This is a genomic window from Pantoea sp. UBA5035, from assembly GCF_002415245.1.
GTDB lineage: Bacteria > Pseudomonadota > Gammaproteobacteria > Enterobacterales > Enterobacteriaceae > Pantoea > Pantoea septica.
Window position 1 is genome coordinate 97,872 of the sequence record NZ_DICD01000003.1, and the last position, 19,207, is coordinate 117,078.

14 protein-coding genes are annotated in these 19,207 nt (G+C 60.9%); 6 read left to right on the top strand and 8 right to left on the bottom strand.

The genetic code is table 11. From position 1 onward, the window contains the following. Positions 1-94: 94 nt before the first annotated feature. The gene (locus tag B3229_RS01350; protein ID WP_286867922.1) at positions 95-1,030 is read left to right on the top strand and encodes a LysR substrate-binding domain-containing protein; all 936 of its coding nucleotides are present in this window, start codon (positions 95-97) and stop codon (positions 1,028-1,030) included. On the opposite strand, the gene B3229_RS01355 is transcribed toward B3229_RS01350, so the two are convergent. From B3229_RS01355 to B3229_RS01380, 6 genes are read right to left on the bottom strand one after another with little or no spacing between them, the layout of a single operon-like run. Next, a complete protein-coding gene (locus B3229_RS01355) occupies positions 1,003-3,201 on the bottom strand; it encodes a glycoside hydrolase family 2 protein (protein WP_286867924.1) in 2,199 nt (732 codons plus the stop codon). The two genes, B3229_RS01350 and B3229_RS01355, sit on opposite strands and share 28 nt — an antisense overlap. After that, positions 3,198-5,894 (bottom strand): PAS domain-containing hybrid sensor histidine kinase/response regulator, encoded by a 2,697-nt coding sequence (locus B3229_RS01360; RefSeq protein WP_286867926.1) that lies wholly within the window; start codon positions 5,892-5,894, stop codon positions 3,198-3,200. The genes B3229_RS01355 and B3229_RS01360 overlap by 4 nt, the downstream gene beginning before the upstream one ends. Positions 5,895-5,903: 9 nt before the next feature. Continuing rightward, positions 5,904-7,307 (bottom strand): DUF3131 domain-containing protein, encoded by a 1,404-nt coding sequence (locus tag B3229_RS01365; RefSeq protein ID WP_286867927.1) that lies wholly within the window; start codon positions 7,305-7,307, stop codon positions 5,904-5,906. Further along, positions 7,292-8,788: a DUF3131 domain-containing protein gene (locus B3229_RS01370; protein WP_048782776.1), complete on the bottom strand. Its 1,497-nt coding sequence runs from the start codon at positions 8,786-8,788 to the stop codon at positions 7,292-7,294. Before B3229_RS01370 ends, B3229_RS01365 begins: the two co-directional genes overlap by 16 nt. Positions 8,789-8,838: 50 nt before the next feature. Next, positions 8,839-10,197, bottom strand: coding sequence for a DUF3131 domain-containing protein (locus B3229_RS01375; RefSeq protein WP_048782636.1), 1,359 nt, complete (start codon positions 10,195-10,197; stop codon positions 8,839-8,841). After that, positions 10,194-12,014 carry a glycosyltransferase gene (locus B3229_RS01380; protein WP_286867928.1) on the bottom strand — a complete coding sequence of 607 codons (1,821 nt, stop codon included), beginning with the start codon at positions 12,012-12,014 and terminating at the stop codon, positions 10,194-10,196. The genes B3229_RS01375 and B3229_RS01380 overlap by 4 nt, the downstream gene beginning before the upstream one ends. Positions 12,015-12,337: 323 nt before the next feature. Here B3229_RS01380 and opgC point away from each other — a divergent pair, with 323 nt between their 5' ends. From opgC to B3229_RS01405, 5 genes are read left to right on the top strand one after another with little or no spacing between them, the layout of a single operon-like run. After that, positions 12,338-13,552: an OpgC domain-containing protein gene (opgC, locus tag B3229_RS01385; protein WP_033748759.1), complete on the top strand. Its 1,215-nt coding sequence runs from the start codon at positions 12,338-12,340 to the stop codon at positions 13,550-13,552. 14 nt (positions 13,553-13,566) lie between these two features. Beyond that, entirely contained in the window at positions 13,567-14,484 is a 918-nt protein-coding gene (locus B3229_RS01390) for a hypothetical protein (RefSeq protein ID WP_286867930.1), read from the top strand. 8 nt (positions 14,485-14,492) lie between these two features. Then, positions 14,493-15,728, top strand: coding sequence for a PP2C family protein-serine/threonine phosphatase (locus tag B3229_RS01395; RefSeq protein WP_048782632.1), 1,236 nt, complete (start codon positions 14,493-14,495; stop codon positions 15,726-15,728). After that, on the top strand, positions 15,718-16,062 hold the full coding sequence (locus tag B3229_RS01400) for an STAS domain-containing protein (protein WP_286867932.1): 345 nt from the start codon (positions 15,718-15,720) through the stop codon (positions 16,060-16,062). The genes B3229_RS01395 and B3229_RS01400 overlap by 11 nt, the downstream gene beginning before the upstream one ends. A 3-nt stretch (positions 16,063-16,065) precedes the next feature. Continuing rightward, positions 16,066-16,503: an ATP-binding protein gene (locus B3229_RS01405; protein WP_286867933.1), complete on the top strand. Its 438-nt coding sequence runs from the start codon at positions 16,066-16,068 to the stop codon at positions 16,501-16,503. Here the strand turns inward: B3229_RS01405 and B3229_RS01410 are convergent. Together B3229_RS01410 and B3229_RS01415 are read right to left on the bottom strand one after the other, a co-directional pair. Beyond that, the gene (locus B3229_RS01410; RefSeq protein ID WP_286867935.1) at positions 16,500-17,675 is read right to left on the bottom strand and encodes an esterase; all 1,176 of its coding nucleotides are present in this window, start codon (positions 17,673-17,675) and stop codon (positions 16,500-16,502) included. The two genes, B3229_RS01405 and B3229_RS01410, sit on opposite strands and share 4 nt — an antisense overlap. 96 nt (positions 17,676-17,771) lie before the next feature. Continuing rightward, positions 17,772-19,202, bottom strand: a complete 1,431-nt coding sequence (locus tag B3229_RS01415; RefSeq protein ID WP_286867937.1) for a 6-phospho-beta-glucosidase — start codon at positions 19,200-19,202, stop codon at positions 17,772-17,774. Positions 19,203-19,207: the final 5 nt, after the last annotated feature.

A 19,207-nucleotide genomic window follows, 5' to 3' on the forward strand; every position in this document is an offset into this window, starting at 1 on the left:
GCGGTTCTCATCATAGCAGGTGGGTGAAAACTGTAACCTGCTGATATGTTGGTGCATAACGATAGTTATTTAACGACCTGTTAAGGAAAGATTAATGCCCGCTCAGTCGCCGCGTTTGCCTAAAATCAGCGTTATTCAGTCGTTCAAGGTCGCCGCAGAGCTGGGCAGCCTGGCGAAAGCGGCTGCCCAGCTGGCGCTGACGCCCGCTGCGGTAAGCCAGCAAATCCGTCAGTTAGAGGAGCAGCTCGGCAGCGCGCTTTTCGTGCGCACGCAGAGCGGCGTCATGCTCACCGAAACCGGCAAAGAGTACCTGCGCTACGTGACCGAAGCCTTCGATATTTTGCATCTCGGGCAGCAGAACCTGCGGCACGCCGCCCTTATGCCGAAGCTGACGCTCTATGCGCTGCCGGCGCTGGCCTCAAAGTGGCTGTTGCCCAACATTATGCAGTGGCGCGAACGCTGTCCCGATATCGATCTCTCGCTGCACGGTACCCACGCGCAGGTGGATTTCAGCGCCACGCCAGCGGATTTCGTGATCTGTTTCGGCGAGGATCGCTATCCGCAGCTTGATAAACAGCGCCTGTTTATGGATGAGGTGGTGCCCGTCGCCAGCCCGTCGCTGCTTCAGCGCTATTCGCTGGCGCGCGCGCTGGAACAGGCGCCGTTGATTCATCTCGATTGGGGCAATGAGGGGCGGTTTCTGCCGGACTGGCGTAGCTGGCTGCAGGCCAGAGGCGCGGCGACGCCGGCGACGCAGCCGTCGCTCAGCTTTAACCTGACCTCGCTGGCGATTGACGCCGCGGTCGCCGGCGCGGGTTTGCTGTTAGGGCAGAAACGGCTGATCGCCGCGGAACTGGCGCGCGGCGACCTGGTAGCGATTGATACGCTGAGCCTGCCGCTCAGCAAAGCCTATTATCTCGCCTGGCCGCAGCGCTCGCGCAGCCAGCCGGGCAGCGAAGCCGTGATAGCCTGGCTCGCCCAGCTCGCGGCAGAACCTGCGGTTTACGGCGTCACCCCGAACGCCATCTGATTGCGCGCCAGGGTTTTATTGTCTCTATCAACAATGCGCGTCGTGACGCGCAGCGTTCCCGGTCGTGACGGTGTCACCGGCAGCTCAACCACTTTTTTACCGCTGTCGGCGGCAATATCGACCGGCTGCTTGCCCTGCGCCAGCACGCTGTCGCCCTGGACGATGCGCCACTCCAGCTGGCTGCCGTGGTAAGCGACCGGCAGATCGTTGATGGTCCACAGGTTGATTTGTCCCGGCTGGCCCGCTTTCCAGTCGAGCCTGTTGGGCTCTATCGACGGCAGCAGCGGCTGATAGGCGCGCTGCATCGCGAAGTAGCCCGCTTTCGGCTGGCGCAAATAGTCGACAACGCCCCAGTTTGCGGAGGGCCAGGTTTCTACAAACATAAACTGAAACAGCGCGGTGACCGGCTGAAAACGCTGACGCCGGTAGCTTTCCGCAGCGATAGCGACCAGCTGCGCCTGATAGCGCTGGGTATTGGCGATAAAGCTCTGAATAGTGTCTCCGCGGGAAATTTTCGCGTTCTGAAAAGTCTGGATAGGCTGAAAATTATGATACTTCCAGCGCACCCACTTCGGATCGCCCGGCTGGGTAGTGGCAGGCCAGAGCTCGCTGCGCGGAATAAAGGTGCGCAGCGTGGCGAGCCGAGGCAGCGCCTGGGCGCCGAACTCGGTGATAGTGGCGGTTTTCGCCGGCTCCAGCAGATTCGCCAGCGAGCCAAAATACCAGCCTGCCCAGTAGTGCTCTTCAACGGCGGAGAAGGGATGCACAATGCGGCTGGTGTCCTGCGCCAGCGTATCGGCGACGCGTTGCGTCAGGTTGCGGTTAAGATCCTTATGCCAGTCGGGAAAGCGCTTGCCCATCCACGGCGAGTTGAACGGCGGTTCGTTTTGTCCACCCCAGACCACCACCGCAGGCGAGTTGCCGAACTGCTCTACCATCTCCTGCGTCTGCCTGACCGCGTTGTCGGCGAAGGCAGCCGTATCGTTATAGCCCCACTGCAGCGGCACATCCTGCCAGATCATCAGCCCGCGTTCGTCCGCCGCCTGATAGAGCGCGCGGCTGGCCACATGACCATGCACGCGGATGGCGTTGGCGTTCATCCGCTCCACCATATTGAAATCGCGCGCGTAGCGCGCCTTGTTCATGGTGCCGAGCCAGGGTGACCCGGTGTAGTTGGTGCCGCGAATAAACAGCCGCTGGCCGTTAACCAGCCAGCCCTGATTTTGCGCCTGCTCGACAACCTGACGAAGTCCGGTGCGGCTGCTGCGCTGGTCGAGAACGCCCTGGTCGTCGCGCAGTTTCACCTCGACCTGATAGAGCGCGGGCTTGCCGTAGCCTTTCGGCCACCAGAGCTGCGCTTTCGGCATCGGCAGCGTGACGGCGATGCGCTGCGTCGCGTCGCCGCTCGGCTGCAGCGCCACGGCCTGCGAGAGGCGATAGGTCTCGCCGCTGAAATTATCGGGCCGCGCGGTGAGATCCAGCGTCGCCGCTTTCGCCGCCGGGGCGCGATAGACGAACTCGACCCGCAGGCGCGGCTGCGTCAGCCCCTGCGACCAGTCGGGTCTGAGAATGACGTTATCGATCGCCACACTGCGGCTGAGGCGTAATCTCACCGGCGACCAGATACCGCCGGAGTTGGCGTCCTGCCCCTGCGGCGACCAGGCGCCCCCGGGCCGGGAGTCGTGCTGATTCAGGATGCCTTTCATCAGGTTTTTGCGCAGCGGCCAGTTCTTTTGCGGATCTTCGAACGGGCTGTCGACGCGCACCGCCAGCCGGTTATAGCGCGTCAGGCTGTCGGTAATATCGACGGCGAAGCGCTGAAAATAGCCTTCATGCCGCGCCAGTTTCTTGCCGTTGAGCCAGACGTCGGCAAAGTAGTCTACGCCGTCAAACTCCAGCGTCGCCAGCCGATCGGCGTCCGGCTTGCGCAGGGAAAATTCGGTGCGATACCAGAGCGCGCCCTGATGATCCCAGCCGGCGCTGTACCAGTTTGCCGGCACGCGCAGCTTGCGCCATGTCCGATCGCTGCCGCGCCAGCCGACAAAATCGGCGTCGTTGCCGTCATGGGCGCGCCACTCTCCCGCCAGCGACCAGCTCTCCGGCGGCGGAAGCGGCGCGGCGAACAGCGGCGCGCAAATCAAGACGCTCAGCGCCAGGGCATAACGCATCATAGCTTCTCCTGCAGGTGGCGAAGTTGAGTAAAGAGCGCATCCGATTGCTGCTCGAGTTCGGTCGTTAGTGCGGCGCTCTCCAGCTGCGCCTCGTCGCGCGCCGACTCCTCCAGCGCCTGTAAATAGCGCGTAAAGGCGTCGAAGCCAAAGGTCGAGGCTTCACCGCGCAGCTTGTGCGCCAGGCGGCGTATACGCGTCATATCCTGCTCGCAGAGCGCGCTTTTCAGCTGGGCGATCATCTCCGGCAGTCCGGCGGCGAACAGCGCCAGCAGCTCGCTCAGCAGCGCGTCGTCCAGACCAAGCCGCGTCGCCAGTGTCTGTCGATCGGGCGGCGGCGCGGGCGCGGCGGGCTGCGCGGGCGTCGGCAGCGTGACCACGCGCAGGATCTCGTCGTTCAGCGATTCCAGGCTGACCGGCTTCGACAGATAGCCGTCGAAGCCGTGCTGCAGGCAAAATTCTTTATCGCCCTTCATGGCGTGCGCGGTCATAGCGATAATGCGCTGGTGCGCCCGCCCGGGACGGCTCGCTTCGCGCTCGCGGATCAGGCGCGTCGCCTGCTCGCCATCCAGTTCAGGCATCTGCAAATCCATCAGGATCAGATCCCAGTTCGCCTTATCCAGCTGCTCCAGCGCTTCGAGGCCGTTGCCGACAATGGCGAACTGATGGCCGAGCCGCGTCAGGAAGTGCGCGGCCAGCTTCTGGTTCACCAGGTTATCCTCAGCCAGCAGAATGCGCAGCGGCCGCTCCGCGCTGGCGGCAAGTTCGCGCAGCGGCGGCAGGGGCGCGACGGCGCTGGTCGGCTGCAGCGCCAGCGCCTGTCTGATGACGTCATACAGCTCGCGCTGATCCACAGGCTTGCCGAGAAAGTAGTTCACGCCGATGCGGGCGAGCTGATCGGCGTCCATCACGCGGCTCATCGAACTGAGCATAATGATCTGGCTGTCGGCCAGCGCAGGCGTCGCTTTGATCTCCTGCGCCAGCGTCATGCCGTCTTTATCCGGCATCTGCGCATCCAGCAGGATCAGCGAGAAGCCAGGATGCGCCTGTAGAATCGCCAGCGCTTCGTCGGCGCTGGCCGCCAGGCTCGGCAGCAGACCCATATTGCGCAGCATATCGCTCATGATATGGCGGTTGGTGGCGTTATCGTCCACCACCAGCACCGGCACGCTGCCGAAGCGCGGCGAGGTTTTCAGGGCGTCGCTGACGGGCTGGTGCGGCGCGGGCAGGGTAAAGCTGAACACGCTGCCTTTACCCGGTTCGCTCTGCACGCTCAGCTCGCCGCCCAGGATCTCCACCAGCCGCGCCGAAATGGTCAGACCCAGTCCGGTGCCGCCATATTTGCGCGTCGTTGAGGTATCCGCCTGGCTGAAGGATTCAAAAATCAGCTGCTGCTTGTCAGCGGGTATGCCGATGCCGGTGTCGCGCACCTGGAAGCGCAGCCTGTTAGTCTGCTCGTCGCGTCGCACGGAGAGCTCGACCTCGCCGGAAGGGGTGAACTTCAGCGCATTGCTGGCCAGGTTGGTCAGCACCTGCCGCAGCCGCACGCTGTCCGCCGTCAGCAGATCGGGCACGTCAGGCGCGACGTTGACCAGCAGCTCGACGTTCTTTTCCGAGGCGGTGGGCATCAGCGGCCGCATCAGCGCATGCAGAAAGCCGCGCAGCTGGAACTCCTCTTCGTCCAGTTCAATCTTGCCCGCCTCGATCTTGGAGTAGTCGAGAATATCGTTGATGACGCGCAGCAGCGTATGGGCCGAGTGGTAGACCAGCGTCATATACTCGCGCTGCTCGGCGGTGAGCTGAGTATCCAGGCAGAGCTGGGTCATGCCGAGAATGCCGTTCATCGGCGTGCGGATTTCGTGGCTCATATTGGCAAGAAAAATACTCTTCGCCTCGTTCGCGGCCCGCGCGGCGGCCAGCGCCTGCAGCGAAAGCTGCTCCGCCTCTTTGCGTTTGGTGATGTCCTGTAGCGTGCCGATAACGCGCGCGGTTTCGCCGCTGACGGTGACGCTCGCCACCTGGCCGGAAAGCAGCATCCAGCGGTAGTTTCCGTTACGGTGTAACAGACGAATCTCGCTTTCGAACACCGGCAGCTGCTGGTTGCTGGCGCTGGAGAAGAGCTGTTGCAGCGGCTCGCGGTCGTCGGGATGCAGCAGCGTATCAAGAAAACTGGCGCTGTAGTGCCAGGTCTCGCGCGGGTAGCCCAGCATATTGAGCAGCGCGTCGTTGACCTGCAGCAGATCTTTTTGCTGCTGCCAGTCCCAGATGCCGATCTGGGTGGATTCCGCCGCCAGCACGAAGTCGGCATGCAGCTGGTTGCGCGATTCGCTGATGGGTTCGAAACCCGTGATATCGATATGCAGGCTGACGATGCCGCCTTCCGGCGTGCGGTTGTGCTGCACAAAGACCTGCCGGTTGCCGATGCGGCGCATTTCGCTGTGGTTATCCAGGCGGCAGCGGCTGACCAGATTCTCAATCATCGCCTGCCGGCTCTGCTGATTTTCCGTCATATAGGCGGAGGCGATAAAATCCTCCGCCAGCTGCGTCAGCGTGATGCCCAGGCGAATACGCGCTTCTATGCCGGGATAGAAGCGCACCACCTGATTGTTGAAGGCGATCAGGCGCTCCTGGTCGTCATACATCAGTACCGCCGCGCGCAGCGAATCGAGCGCTTTAGGAAGCTGGCTTTCAGGCATCACGCCTCCTTAACTGGCGTTGCCGCGCTGGGCGGCGTAGTTAACAGGAAAACAGCGGTTCGGCGTGGTGAAGGGATCCTCCAGCTGCCGACGAAAATAGCTCTGCTCGCCAGGTTCGCTGTCGCGCAGTAGCGCGCCCATATTGGCTTTAAACAGCAGCGCCTCCAGCACCATGGCGTTGGTGGTGAGCGTAATGGCGCGGTTGTAGTCGCCGGTCGCCTCGACGCGGCCTTCGAACCAGCCGCGCTGCGGATCGTTCTGCCGCTGGGTCATCGCCATCAGCGCGTCGGTAAAGGGCGTTTGCCACAGCGCCCAGAGCCCGAAAACGGCGCGGGTCGACACCTGCGCCAGACGCGGCACCCATTTGCCGTCGTCAGCCAGCGTGTTCCAGGCGTAGCCGTTGGCGAAAATGGTGTCGTTAACGTGCCAGGGCGGCGCGGAGATATTGAAATCGCTGCGGGCGGTCAGGATATTTTTCTGCTGCCAGCGCATCTCCTGCACGCGATAGACATTGCTGGCGCGCTGGCGCTGCAGCGTCACGATATCGCGATCGGCGCCGGGCAGCGTCCAGGCATACTCCATGCCGCTCAGCACATAAGGCGTGGTGGTAATCGCGGCGGGTGTCCAGGTGGTGCGCGGATCGCGCGCGTCGATATCGAGCGCCAGCCCGTCGATAATCACATGCTGCGACGGCGGGCGCAGCGACTGGTCGTTGGCGAAGCCCCAGAGACCGAAGCCTGCCGCGCTGTATTCGCTGTCGCCAAGTCGGCCTTCCGCGTGCGGCGTCAGCCTGTTATCGCGCATCTGCCCGGCATAAAGCTGTCCTTTATCATCCACCACGCGGCAGAAGTCCCAGCGTAAAATCACGCGCTCCAGATATTCGCTGTACTGGGGATGAAACGCCGCCACGATACGCAGCGCCATCATCAGCCGCGCCATATCTTTCGCCGACCAGCCGATGACCTGCGGCGTATTGCCGTAGCCCACCATTGCTACGCTGGTGGCGCTGTAGAGCAGATTCGGCACGTTCGCCGAGGTAAGCGGCAGCCGGTTCAGGGTGCCAAGAATCAGCGTCAGGCGGCGATCGAACGCTTCGTCATCGATCAGATCGAGCTGGCGCGCCGCCGTGAGGGCGATCAGGGTATCGCCCATCTGCCACAGGCTGACTACCGGCCGCTTATCGCTGCCGTTCACCAGCCCGGTTTGCGGCTGCGCGTTGTTCTCGAAGTAGCGCCAGGCGATGGTTGCCCAGCGGCGCTCCTGCTCGTTGAGCGCGCCCAGCCGCGCGGTGGTGTGCCAGCCGCCGTTGACCAGCCAGCGCCAGCCTGTCCCCTGATTCCAGGTGAGCAGGCCAGTAACCAGCGCGATCGCCAGCAGCAGCGCGAGAAGGAGACGAATTACTGTTTTAGGCATGTCGTCGCCACCGGCGGTAACTTAACGGGCGCCTGACTGTCACAGCGCGCGCATTTGCAGGCCTGACACGACGGGGCGCTGCGCACGGCGGTGCCGCTCTGCTCGCACCAGTTTTTTATGCCTGGCGTGACGTTAAGGAACGGGCGATTACGCGGCGTGTTGTTGGGTTCGAAGATATCGACCAGCCGTTTCTCCCACATAGAGGGCGCATAGCTGGCCTTACGCGGATCGTTGCTGTTAAAGCGCAGCAGCTTGCCTTCTTTCTTGAACAGCAGCGCCTCCATCATGATGCCGTTGTTATTGGCGGTGAACTCTTTAATCGGCCCGTCGCCGTTTTCATACAGACCTTCGTAATAGCCCTTACCTTGTTCGTCGGCATTTTCTATGCTGTCGAACAGGCGGTCGGTATAGGGCGAATCCCACAGCACCCACATGCCGAGCGCGGCCTTAAGCGAAACCGCCGCGACGTTGGGCACGTACTGGCCTTTGTCGGTAATGGTGTTCCAGTTGTAGCCGTCGCTAAATACCGTGTCGTAAACGAAGTAGGGAGATTTATCGAGCTGGTGCTCCGAGCGCGCCGTGAGTGTCCCGGTGATCATGTAGCGGTTTTCCTGCGCCTGATAGACGCGGTCGGCGAAGTTTTTCATCCACGGATGGCTAAAGTCGCGCGCATCGTTATCGCGATCGTCGGCGTTGTCCCAGCCCATCTCAAGGCCGTGCAGCAGATAAGATTCGGTCACCACGTAGTTATGCTGGTTGGTCATGCGCGGATCGCGCGTGTCGTAGGGCACCAGTACGCAGTAGATATCCGCCAGCGCGTAAGGCTCGGGCCGGCTTGCCTGGCAGGTGGTAAAGCCCCACAGCTGGTAGCCCGATGCGGCGTACTCCTCATAGCCGAGTCGGCCCTCCTGCACGTACTGCGGCTGTTTTTTGCCGTCAAGATAGGCGCCGTAAAGCGTGCCGCAGTCATCCACCACGTGGGTGAAATCCCAGCCAAGCACCACGTTGTCGATGCTGTTGCCGTGCTCCGGATAGCGCTCTTTGATAATTTTCAGCCAGAGCAGCATGCGGCCGATATCAATGGCGGAGAAGCCAATCTCGCCGGGTTTGTTCAGGTAGTCCACTTTCTGGCCGGTAATGGTGTTGTACGCCTTGTTGGGCACCTGGTTCTGGAACAGCACCAGTTTGTTCAGCGTCGCCATAAACTGCAGCAGGCGCCGGTCGAACTCCGCTTTATCGATAATGCCAAGCTCGCGCGCCGCCGTCAGCGCCGCCAGATAAGAGGCACTGTCCCACATGGTAGTGGAGGGATATTTGTTAACCGCGTTCACCAGGCCGGTGGTGGGCTGCGTGTTGGCCACAAAATAGGCCCAGGCGTTTTTCGCCACCGCCATTTCGCGTTCGGTCAGTTCGCCGTGACGCACCTTGTAATCGGACGCAGGCAGGCTAACCGCCGCCTGAATCGCAGGCGCCAGCAGCATCAGCGCAGCCAGCAGGGCAGCGAGGCCGGAACGGCGAAGCCATAAAGATCTCATTTCGTTGTTACTCCTTGTTGCTGCGGCTGCTTAGCGGGTAAAGGGGCGGCGAGACAACCCAGGCAAAGAAGCTGGCCGTGGGCGATATAGGAGAGGCTCTCCAGCACCATCGCGTTGGTATCCGCATCGATAGCGGCGTTGACCGAGCCGTCGGCGTTGAAGCCCGCTTTCCAGCCCTTGCCGGGTTCAATCATCGGTAGCATCCCTTTGCGCAGCGCCTCGCTCCAGCGGTTGCGGAACAGCGCATACCAGGCGAAGGCGGAACGGGTTGAGGTAAGGGCGCGGCTGGCGAGCGTTTCGCTGGCGCTGTCGTTGATGTTCTGGATGGGCAGCGGCTGGCTGCCCGGCAGCGCGCCGACGAAATCGGGCGCCTGCTCGGCGTAGTCGCTGTTGATCTCGCCCGCGTCGGACGGGGTGCCGGTGCGGTTCTGGACAATCTGCATAATGCGCCAGGTGATTTCGCCGCTGCGCGCGTCGAAACCCTGTTCCAGCCCGGTCAGCAGATAGGGCATGCTGATCAGGGACGGCTGCTTGCCCCAGGGCGTGCGCAGGCCCTCGTCAGGCACCGCGTGGCCGTCGATCTCCACCAGCTTCAGGCCGTCCGGCGGCTGGCTGACCGCCAGACCGGCGGAGGCGTTAATCAGTCGCAGCACGCTGCCTGCATAAAGGCGATAGCCGTAGCTGCCGCGCGGATCGTCGGTGCGGATGACCCAACGGTTGACCGGCAAACTGGCGCCCTGCGGCCCGCTGCTCTGCAGCAGTCCCGCGAGCTGCCAGCGCGACAGCAGCTGATTAACCGCCGCCGCATGCTGCGGATAGCGCCACAGCAGGATCTGCAGCGGCATCAGCAGGCGGCCCATATCGATGGCCGAACCGGCATTCTCGTCTGCCGACGGCAGCGCCTCCAGCGTGTCGGCGTGGTAAAAGGCGGCGGGCAAACCATCTGGCTTCAGCGGCAGCGCGCCCAGCGCCTCCAGCGCCGAACCGATGCGATCGTCGAACTCCGCATCGGGAATGATGGCGAGCTGTTTCGCCGCGATAGCCGCGAGCAGGTAGCTGCCGGTGCTCCACAGGCTGAGCCAGGGCTTGTCCGCCTCGGCGTTCACCAGCCCGTTGGTCTGGGTGTTATTGACGAAATATTGCCAGGCGATACGCGCCCAGACCGCCTCATCGAAGGTCAGTTCGCGCTGCTCAGGCAAGGGCGGGAACGACTTGCTCAGCACGATGCCGTCTGTGGTTTCGACGCGCGTCGGCATCTGCCGCTCGACCCACAGTACGATGGCGAAGCCGATTAAAAAGCCGATCAGGATCGTGAGATAGCTGCGCGCGCTGTAAATGCCCGATTTCAGGCTCATTCCGCTTCCGCCTCCTGCGTAGCAGGCGGCGTCCACATCGCCGCCATAATCATAGGCATCATGGCGGCGATATTGACCGCGCCCCAGAAGATATTAATCACGTAGCCTGACGGGTCGTCGACGTTGCCGCGCGCCACCTGAATGCCGCCCCAGATCAGGCCAAGCAGCGTCAGCGCCACGATCGCCAGCTGCGGCTTCACCAGATAGAGAAAACGCCCCGACTGCCGCTCTTTGGGCGTGACGTGAAACTTCACCTTCTCGCCGCGCAGCACGGTGCTCAGGGCGCGCAGATTGACGGAGAAAAAGGCGAGATAGGATGAGCGGCCGTCCCAGGCGGATATGCCCCAGGTGCCGAACATAAACGCCAGTTCCGACACGATGAAAAAAGGCAGAAAGTGCAGGTAAAAGGGCGTCGAGTAGGCCGACACGGGCGGAATGCCGGTAAAGAGATAGATCAGCGGCGAGATCAGAAACACGGTGTTCCAGATACAGGCGAGATAGGACCAGAAGGTGGTGCCGTACATTAACGTCTGGCCCAGGCTGAGCTTAAAGCGGCGACGGCTGAAAATCTTGTCGTGGAACAGAATATCCAGCGAACCCGCCGCATATTTAAAGCGCTGGATCATCCAGGTGAGCAGGTCCTGCGGCGACAGCATTTTCGACTCGATACCAGGATGCATGACCGAACGCCAGCGCCGCCCGCTGTCGCCGTGCAGCACGATAGAGGTGTAGATATCTTCCGATACGTGAAATTTGTAGGGCGTCAGCTCGGTATCGGCGATCACATGCGGGCGCATCGCCAGACTCAGCGTGGCGCGCATCTCGTCGTCGCGAATGTCGCGGGTATGCCGCGAAATCTCCTCTTCAACGCTGAATACGTAGCTGCGCAAGGCCGCCTGCATCACCGCCTCGCGGCGATGCACCGACGCCGCGCCGCAGCAAAACGCGGCGTTCGCCCAGTTGCGGCGGCGCAGGATCACGTCGTAGAACATGCGCGGGTCGTTGAAAAAGGGATCGCTGCCGACCGTCAGCCGCCCGAACAGCCCCTCTGCGGCGCGGCCTAACAGATAGCCCGGCAGGCCAGCGCGGCGGCGCAGCCAGTCGGCAAAACGTTCGCCCTCCGGCAGATCGTAAAACCACTGTGGCGTCTGCACCCAGGCGACGTCGGGATCGCGAAAATAGCCCAGCGTATTAGCCAGCAGCGTAGGGAAGACGCGAGTGTCCGCGTCGCAAATCACCAGAAAGTCGCCGTCGGTCTGCTCCATGCCGTTACGGATGTTGCCCGCCTTAAAGCCGATATTATTTTCACGCGTGATGTAATTCACCCCTTCCTGTTCGCACACCGCGCGCATCTCAGGCCGCCGACCGTCGTCCAGCACGTGGATGGCGAGATCGAGCGGTGCGGGATAGGTCAGCTTAAGCGCATCCCGAATAGAGAGACGCACCAGCTCGGGATCCTCGGAGTAGGTGGCGATAAAGAGATCGACCTTCGGCGGGCGCGGGTCGGCGCGGTCCTGCTCCAGCAGACACTGGTTAATCTCGTCGGGCGGCGGCGGACAGGCGGGATCCTTGACCTGCCAGATATTGATGGTGAACAGCAGCGTGCCGACCCAGGCGAGCGTTTCCGCCAGCGCCAGCGGAATGGCGTACCAGAGCGCATCCATATTGAGCGACTCCATCCAGCGCCAGCGGACGTAATTCGCCCCCAGAATCAGGCCGGCTACGGCCAGCACCTGCCAGAGCCGCATTACCCACAGCGGCGTATGGAGCGGGGCGGGCGGACGTCGATGTTCAAAGCGTGAAAAGTAATAATCCATGGCGTCTCGTTTTAATGGCGGAAGCGTCTGTTGGTTATCTTTTCACCTGGTGGCAAGAGTCAATTCATTAGCTTGATAAATGGTGATAATTAAGGTCTTTTTATGTTTTTAGCGGAGCGACTGTGCTTAAAGATTAACTAACCAATCGGAATGCGCTCTCTGACAATTTATATAGTATTAAATTACAGGTATTTACAAGGTGATTAAGAATTTTTTCATTTCAGCGTGACTTAAACAGCAACAGCGCTAAACTTCTCCTTACAGAGTAACGATCTATTTCATTTAACTAAAAAACATCCTTACATCATTTACGGTAATCATTTATGGCGGATGTGGCGGTTGAGCCTAAAACGGTAAGCCTTGACTGGCGCGCGTGGCGCTATGCGGTACCTGGCAAGCGCGATCTGCGCGTCGATATGCTGCGCGGCATCGCGCTGGTGATGATGGTGGTGGCGCACACCGAGCTGCTGTCGCTGGTGAATATTTTTACCTGGGAGCGGTTCGGCCTCACCACCGGCGCCGAAGGCTTCGTTATTTTGTCAGGCTTTATGCTGGGCATGCTCAACCGCCAGCGGCTGCAAAAAGAGGTGCTGCTGACGGTAAGCTGGACCCTGTGGCGGCGGGCCGGGAAAATCTATCTGGTCAACCTGACTATCATCGGCCTGATGCTGCTGCTGTCGCGCATTCCTTACGTCAATACCTTTGAAGTCACCCACTTCGTCGACCGCTACTCCGGCACCGTCTGGTCGCTGTTTCCCACTACGCCGCAAATCAAAGAGACCTGGTTTAATATCATCCTCTACCTGCAAATCGGGCCGCATCAGACGCAGATACTTGGCCTCTATATCTGCCTGCTGCTGCTCAGTCCGCTGTTTCTGGCGCTGCTGAAGGGACGACGCGCAGGGTGGCTGCTGCTGGCGTCGCTGGCGGGCTACGTCAGCTATCATCTCTGGCCGACGCGCCTGACGGTGGCGGAGTTCGAGTTCGCCTTTCCGCTGCTCGCCTGGCAGTTTATCTATGTGTTGGGCATGTGCTGCGGCTGGTACAAAGATGAACTGATGTCGCTGGCCCGCACCCCGGGCGGCTATATCGTGATGGGCATTATGGTGATTTATGCGCTTGTCATGATGTTCGTCGCGCAGAACCATACCAACCCCTTTATGCCTTCATTCCTGCTGCTGCACGTTATTCCGCCCGCCGATTTCAACTGGTTTTACTACCACCTCGCCAGCAAAAACGCCCTTGGTCCCTGTCGCGTGCTGAACGATTTCAGCCTGATGCTGCTGGTTTATCTGGTGCTGACCTTCTGCTGGCGCCCCCTCGAGCGCGCCCTCGGCTGGTTTCTTATCCCGCTCGGACAGCACTCGCTCTATACCTTTATCCTGCACGTTTTCGTGGTGATGGCGGTCAGTCAGTTCGTGGATTTCGACCTCTGGCACCAGGCGTGGATACGCAACACGCTGATTCATCTTGCCGCGCTTGGGCTGCTGTGGTGGATGGCGAAAAAAGAGATTGGCGGGCGTTTTATCCCTAATTAAGCGAGGAGTGCGGCATGGTTTACCCGTGGCTTTCGGCCAGAGGAGCAGGATGGCTGACTATCGCGTTCGCCGCGGGCGCGGCGGCGCCCGCTTGCGCCGTTGCAACCGACAACGAAACGGTTTCGGCGCATGAAGAGCCGATTCAGGCGGGGGTCTTCACCAGCCGCTGGGGTCGCCTCTTTTCCGGCAATAAAGATAAGTTTTCCAGCGCGCTCAGCTTCTCAAGCGGGCTGAAAGAGCAGTGGATCACTATCCCTAACGGCGAGCAATCAGCGCAGCAAAAAAAGAAGATCAATCAGCTGGTGAACCTCAGCCTGCAATATTCTCCCTACAGCTTCTGGTTCGCTAACGTCACGCTGCGCGCCCCCATTACCGATTTCGATAAATACACCACCGATTTTCGCTACAGCTTCGGCTATGACGACTGGCATCCCAATACCTTCAGCCTGGTCTATAGCAACTATGGCGATAACCACCTGTTTCCCTCGGGCAACGCGCGCCGCACCTACTTTGAACAGGGCGCCTTTACCTTCGCCTATAAATTTTCGCTGCCGAAGTCGCTGGAGAAGCATCTGCTCATCAATAAAGGGGACGCGCTCACCTGCCAGGTCGGCGTCAGCTGGGTGCCGCGCTACTATTCGCTGGCAGATAACGATCTGCGCTCCAATAAAGAGGTCGGGCTGGGCGGCTGCGGCTACACCTTTAAGCAGCACTTCTTTATTCGCGCCACCGCCTTCTGGTTTCCGCACTCTGAACAGCAGCAGCCGTGGAACGGCGACTACAGCTACAGCTTCGGCTATGCCGGCTATACGCCCGGCTCATTTTCGCTCCAGTACAGCAACTACAGCGGCACGCGCTTTCCCGGCCGCAGCAGCGCCAACGCGAAATTTCGCGAGGGCACGATCTCGCTTATCTGGTTTCTTCCTTTCTGAGGTTTTTTATGGACGCGCTACCGCCTCAATCCGTGCTTATCGTCGACGACGCGCTGCTCTACCGGCGACTGCTGGCTGGCCTGCTGCGGCAGTGGGGCTATCAGGTTTTCGAAGCGGAGAACGGCGAGCAGGCGCTGACGCTGCTGGCGCATGAAGCGGTCAGCCTGGTGATTAGCGACTGGGAAATGCCGGTGATGGATGGCCTGACGCTGTGCCGCGAGATCCGCCAGCAGCTGCAGGATCGTTATATCTACATTATCGTGCTCACCGCGCGCGACAGCGTAGAAGATCTGCGCGTCGGTTTCGCCGCGGGCGCGGACGACTTTTTACGCAAGCCGGTCAACCAGGTCGAGCTGCAGGCGAGGCTGCACGCGGGCGAGCGCATTCTGCAGCTGGAGGGGACGCTGGCCAGCAGAAATCGCCGACTCAGCGAGGCGCTGACGCAGATCCAGCAGGATTTGCAGGCGGCGGCCACGCTGCAGCGCAGTATTCTGCCGCCGCACCATCTGCGCCAGGGCGACTATTTCGCCGACTGGCTGTTTATGCCCTCCGCCTGGGTGTCCGGCGATCTCTTTCATCTCTTTCCTCTCGATGGCAAAGCCGTAGGTTTTTACTGCGTCGATGTCGCCGGACACGGCGTAACGGCGGCGATGATGTCGGTGGCGGTGGCGCGCCAGTTTTTGCACGGGCGCACGGTCGATCCCTTTCTGTTCGACGGCGAGGCCGTTACGCCGCCGTCGCAGGTAGTGCGCATCTTGAACGAGCGCTTTTGCGCGCAGCATCCCGAGGTCACCAGCTATTTCACTCTGGTGTACGGGGTGATCGATCGTCATAGCGGCGAAGGGCGGCTCTGTCAGGCTGGCCATCCCACGCCGTTTATCGTCAGCGACAGCGGCGCGGTGCGCGAAATCGGCGAGGGCGGCCCGCCGGTCGGGCTGCTTGAGCACCTCGACTGGGACGAGTACGCCTTTCACCTCGCGCCGGGCGAACGACTCTGCCTCTACAGCGACGGCATCAGCGAGTGCGAAAACGCGGAACAGCAGATGTTCGGCGCCGCGCGACTGGAAGCCTTGCTGGCCTCGCTGCATGACCACTCGATCGAGGCGCTGCTGGCGGCGGTAGAGCAGTCGCTTAATCAGTGGCGCGGCAAGGCTACGGACGAAGCTGCGTCTGCGGCGGATGATATTTCCCTGCTGGTGATTGAACGGCAGCAGGGCTCAACGGGAGAAACCCATGAAATTTGAAACTGAAAAGATCGACAAGGCTTTACTCTTCACGCCGGTGGTGCGCCGTCTCGACGCCTCTGTCGCGCTGCGTTTTAAAGAGGCGGTGGCGGCGGTGATCCAGCAGGGCGAAACCGCGCTGATCCTCGACTTTTCGCGCGTGGATTTTATCGACAGTAGCTGTCTGGGCGCCCTGATCTCGCTGCTGAAGTCGCTGAGCGGCAAGGGGCAGCTGGTGCTTTGCGCGCTCAACGCCAATATCAAAGCGATGTTTGCGCTGACGCGCATGGACCGGGTGTTTACCATCTGTGCCGACCGCAGCGAGGCGATTTCCGCGATCAACGAAGGAGGCTGACCTATGTCTGAACACGCCCAGGAAAAAGAGCTACAGCTGCCCGCGACCATTAACAGCCTGACCACGCTCGGCGTCGCGCTGCGTCAGTTCCTGGCCTCGCTGCCGGTGAACGAGAGCTGGATCTATCCGCTTGACCTGGCCTTATGCGAGGCGGCGAGCAATATTATTCGTCACGGCTATCATGACGACGCCACGGCGTGTTACAGGGTCAATTTTAGCCACGACGGCCGCGCGGTCACGGTGAAACTCTTTGACAGCGGCGTGCCGGTGCCGGAGGAGAAGCGCCAGCCGCCGGTGATTGATCCCAACGCGCCGCTGACGCTGGAGAGCCTGAGCGAGGGCGGCCGCGGCATGCAGCTTATATTTTCAGGCGTGGACCGGGTCAGCTACCATCAGGGGGAAAAGGAAAACCAGCTGACCCTGGTGAAAATGCTGCCTTAGTTTTCCGTCTTAAACAGCTTCTGCACGAAATCAATATAGGCCGGGCGCCAGACATCCATTTCATGCCCCAGTTTAGGGTAGCTATGCCAGTCGCTGCGAATGCCGCGCTGATCGAGCTGCGCCTTCAGTCCGGTCATATCGCGTCCGGTGATAATGTCCTCTTCGCCGCTCACCAGCGTCAGCAGCTTAAGCTGGCGATTGATCGCTGCGGGCTTCTTCAGCTGCGCCGCCACGCGAAAGTCAGGCACCGTTTCGGTGGTCACGCCGCTGAAAATCCCCAGCCAGGCGAATTTATCCAGATGACGCATACCGCTGACCAGCGCCTGATAGCCGCCCTGAGAGAGGCCCGCCAGCGCCTGGCCGCCGGCATCTTTGCGCACCGGATAGCGCGCGGCCACCAGCGGCATAATCTCCTCTGTCAGCTCTTTATCCGCTGCCTGCGCGTTGCGCGGATAGAAAACCTCGCGGCGCGCGGCGGGAGCGAAGCTTTCCGGTATCGCGCCCTCGGCGTCGGTTTCGGTATCCGGCATCACCACCAGCATCGGCACGATTTTCCCCTCGGCGAGCAGGTTGTCCATAATCTGCGGCACCCGTCCCTGAGTCAGCACCGACATGCCGGTATCGCCAAAGCCGTGATAGTAGTAAAGCACCGGCAGCGGGGGCGAATCGGCGCGCGTGCCGGGCGGCACCCAGACGGCGATGCGTCGTTCGCGCTTCAGCGACGGCGAATGCCAGCTCAGGGTGTGGATCTCACCGTGCAGCACCTCGCGATCGTCCAGCAGGCTGCCCGGCACGAGGATCAGGCTGGTATTCACCTGCCGCTGCGGTTTCGCCAGCGCGTTGCCCGTGTCGACGCTGCGAAAGCCGTCCACGTTGAAAAAGTATTCATATAAGCTGGGCTGCAGAGGTTCGCTGGTAAAAGACCAGATGCCCTGATCGTTTTTGCTCATGGGATGGGAAACGTAACGATCGGGCGTGGCTCCGGTCACCACCTCGACCGCTTTAGCGGCAGGCGCCCATAACTGCCACGTTATCGTGTTGTTAGCGTTAACGTGGCTGATGTACTGTTCCGGCGGAAGGGTGTCGGGCGGGCGCTGGGGCAGCGGAATCGCCAGTGGCGACTGACTCCATATCGCCAGAGTCAGGCCGAGAAAAAGGCAGCGAAAATTCATCAGATATCCTTAACAGAAGGCGGGTGCGTTAAGTGTGGCATAAGCTGAGAAAATTGAGCTGCCGCGCGTGAATTTTGCTGCCTGATTCCTCTTCTCTTAGCTGAGATCGCGGCCGTTACTGGCGATCACTTTTTTGTACCACCAGAACGATTTTTTCCGCGAGCGCGCCAGCGTGCCGCGTCCTAAATCATCCCGGTCGACATAGACGAAGCCGTAGCGCTTGCTCATCTCGCCGGTCGAGGCGGCGACCAGGTCGATGCAGCCCCAGGTGGTATAGCCCATCACCGGCACGCCGTCGTCGATCGCCTGCGCCATTGCCTGAATATGCTCGCGCAGATAGCTGATGCGGTAGTCGTCGTTGATGCTGCCGTCCGCCTCCACCGTATCCTGCGCGCCCAGCCCGTTCTCTACCAGAAACAGCGGCTTCTGATAGCGGTCGTACATCATGTTCATGGTGATGCGCAGACCCAGCGGATCGATGCCCCAGCCCCAGTCGCTGCGTTTAATATAGGGATTGGTCAGCGATTTCACTACGTTGGCGGCGCTGCTGTTCTGCTCGTTCATCTCCGCCGAGGCGCAGCGTGACGCGTAATAGCTGAACGACACAAAGTCGACGCTGTTTTTCAAAATCTCCACGTCGTCGCTCGCCATCTCGATAGCGACGCCTTTTTCGCGGAACAAGCGGGCGGCATAGGATGGATAGGCGCCTCTGGCCTGCACGTCGATAAAGAAGAGATTCTCGCGATCCTTCTCCAGTGCCGCCCAGACATCTTCCGGCTTGCAGGACCAGGGATAAAAGTTGCCGCCCGCCAGCATACAGCCGACCTGGTTGACCGGGTTGACCTCGTGGGCGATGCGGGTCGCCAGCGCGCTGGCCACCAGCTCATGGTGCGCGGCCTGATACTTCACCTGATCCTGATTCTCACCCGCTTCGAATGCCAGTCCCGCGCCGGAAAAAGGGCTGTGCAGCAGAATGTTGATCTCATTGAAGGTGAGCCAGTATTTCACCAGCCCGTCGAACGCCTCGAAGCAGGTGCGCGCATAGCGGGCGAAGAAATCGACCATTTTGCGGTTGCGCCACGAGCCATACTCCATGACCTGATGCATCGGCACGTCAAAATGACACAGCGTGACCAGAGGCTCGATACCGTACTTTTGGCACTCCTCGAACAGGCTGCGATAAAAGGCGATACCCTCCGGGTTGGGCTCGCGTTCATCGCCGCGCGGGTAGAGGCGGCTCCAGGCGATAGAGGTGCGGAACACCGTAAAGCCCATCTCCGCCATCAGTGCGATATCCTCTTTGTAGCGGTGATAAAAATCGATCGCCTCATGGCTCGGATAGTATTCGTCTTCGCGCAGCGCAAAGCGCTTTTCTAACCCCAGCTTAACCGGCATGCGCGCGGCGCCGTGCGGGATCATATCCACCGTCGTCAGGCCTTTCCCGCCTTCACGATAGCCGCCTTCAGACTGATTCGCGGCGAGTGCGCCACCCCATAAAAAACCTGCTGGAAATGTCAGTTCCGACATAAATT